Below are 2025 nucleotides of genomic sequence, written 5' to 3'. Positions count from 1 at the left end.
CTCGTGTCCGGTCACCGGCGCCGCTCGCGGGTCCGCACGAGCAACACGAGCCCGACCGCGAGTAGGATCCCGGCCAGGACGTTCCACACCAGGTCGTAGAGCAGCACGTCCGGCACGTACCGGATCTGGTGCAGGCCGAGCAGCTTGTGCTGGACGAGTCCGTCGTAGAGCTGGAAGGCACCCGCCCCCGTCAGGATCCCGCCCACGAACCGCGCCGGGTGGAGCGAGCGGTCGCGGCGCAGCGCGGCGAACAGGAACAGGGCGGCGACGGTGGCGGACCAGCTGAAGGCGTGGAAGACGCCGTCGGAGACCAGGCCCGCCGCCGAGCTCGCCCGGTCGTAGAAGTGATGCCAGTGCAGGATCTGGTGGAACACGGTCTCGTCCACGAACGCGACGATGCCGAGCCCCAGCAGGACCCCCGCGAGAGCGTTGCGGCCTGGGGCGCGCGCCGCGACAGGTCCCGTCGTGCCCGGTGTGCTCGCCATCGCGTCCCCTCCGTCGGTCGGGGCGGGCTACCCACTTCCGCCGGTCCCACCGGCTCGACGACGTGCCCCGCGGGACGGCGACGCGGGTGCGGCGGAGCGGATCACGTGACGGGTGTGCCGCCGGTGACACCGAGGACCTCTGAGGTCATATAGCTCGACTCCTGCGAGGCGAGGAACACGTAGAACGGGGCCAGCTCGGCCGGTTGCGCGGCGCGGCCCATGGGCGCCTGGGCGCCGAACTCGTCGAGCTTCTTCCCGTCCATGGTCGCCGGGATCAGGGGTGTCCACACCGGACCGGGGGCGACGGAGTTGGCGCGGATGCCGCGGTCGGCGAGGTTGTGGCCGAGGCCCTTGGTGAAGGCGACGATCGCGGCCTTCGAGGTGGCGTAGTCGAGCAGGTGCGGTGAGGGTTGGAAGGCCTGCACCGAGGAGGTGGTGATCACCGAGGAGCCCGGCGGCATGTGCGGGACCGCGGCCTTGCACAGCCAGAACATCGCGTAGACGTTCGTGTGCATGACGCGGTCGAACTGTTCGGTGGTGATGTCGTCGATGCCGCCGTCCTGCGACATCTGGTAGGCGGCGTTGCTGACCAGCACGTCGATGTGGCCGAATGCGGCCACCGCGCGCTCCACCACCTCCTGACAGCGGGCCTGCTCGCGCAGGTCGACGGCGAGGGTGACCGCGGTGCGGCCGGCGTCGCGGACCAGGCGGGCGGTCTCGGCGGCGTCGTCCTTCTCGGCGTCGAGGTGGGTGATCAGGACGTCGGCGCCCTCGCGGGCGAAGGCGATCGCCACGGCGCGTCCGATGCCGGAGTCGCCGCCCGTGACGACGGTCTTCTTGCCTTCGAGCCTGCCGGTGCCGCGGTAGGTCTCCTCGCCGTGGTCCGGCCGCACGTCCATCTCGGCGGTGCGGCCGGGGTGTTCGACGGTGCGGTTCCCGCTGCCGGGGGCGGCGTGCTGCTCGGTCGGGTCCTGCTGGGTGAACTGGTCTTGTGTCATCGTCGCCCGTCCCCGTTCATGCGTGTGAGCATGGCGTACCCCGCCGGGCGGACCCCGACCCACGTTCCGACGTACCCCTCCACCGAGGGTGGCGTTCGCGGGATCGGTCATGAGGTGCCCGGCGGGCGGCCGCAGCTGTCGGTTCAGCCGGAAGAGCCCTCACGCAACGCGCCAGCGGAGTCGGTGGCCTGGTCCTTGACCTGGTCGGCGGCGGAGCGACCTTCGTCGGCCACGGCCTGTCCGGCGTCCTGCGCGGTGGACCGGACGGCCTCGACCGCCTGCTGGGCGGGCTCGCGGAGCTCGCCCACAGCCTGCTTCGCGGCGTCGGCCAGCGGCCTGCCCAGCTCGGTCGCCTGGTCCTTCGCCTTCTCGGCGAGCTCCTGCTCGCGGCGGGAGGCGGGGAGCAGGGAGGACACGAGCCAGCCCGCGCCGAACGCGATCAGCCCGGCGGCGATCGGGTTGCCGCGGGTCTGCCGGCGAGCCTTCTGCGGCGCGTCCTGGACGGTGTGCACCGTGCTGGACGCGGCGTCGGAGACGGTGCC

Annotated in this window: 2 protein-coding genes and 1 pseudogene; all 3 read right to left on the bottom strand. The window is 72.3% G+C overall.

Going from position 1 to position 2025, the window contains the following annotated elements:
• Positions 1-11 precede the first annotated feature (11 nt).
• The gene (locus tag H5J29_RS30490) at positions 12-485 is read right to left on the bottom strand and encodes a DUF2243 domain-containing protein (RefSeq protein ID WP_181784407.1); all 474 of its coding nucleotides are present in this window, start codon (positions 483-485) and stop codon (positions 12-14) included.
• A 101-nt stretch (positions 486-586) separates the two neighbouring features.
• On the bottom strand, positions 587-1483 hold the full coding sequence (locus H5J29_RS30485; RefSeq protein WP_181784406.1) for an SDR family oxidoreductase: 897 nt from the start codon (positions 1481-1483) through the stop codon (positions 587-589).
• Positions 1484-1626: 143 nt separating this feature from the next.
• Positions 1627-2025 (bottom strand): annotated as a pseudogene (locus H5J29_RS30480) (DUF3618 domain-containing protein); the annotation flags it as partial.

It is taken from the genome of Pseudonocardia pini (assembly GCF_013870575.1).
GTDB classification, from domain to species: Bacteria; Actinomycetota; Actinomycetes; order Mycobacteriales; family Pseudonocardiaceae; genus Pseudonocardia; species Pseudonocardia pini.
Note: the sequence above shows the minus strand (reverse complement) of the source record. Positions and strands in the feature narration are given on the sequence as shown.

Excerpts from the sequence above, each read along its gene's own strand:
- H5J29_RS30485 (WP_181784406.1), bottom strand. The coding sequence starts at position 1,483 with ATGACACAAGACCAGTTCACCCAGCAGGACCCGACCGAGCAGCACGCC.
- H5J29_RS30490 (WP_181784407.1), bottom strand. The coding sequence starts at position 485 with ATGGCGAGCACACCGGGCACGACGGGACCTGTCGCGGCGCGCGCCCCA.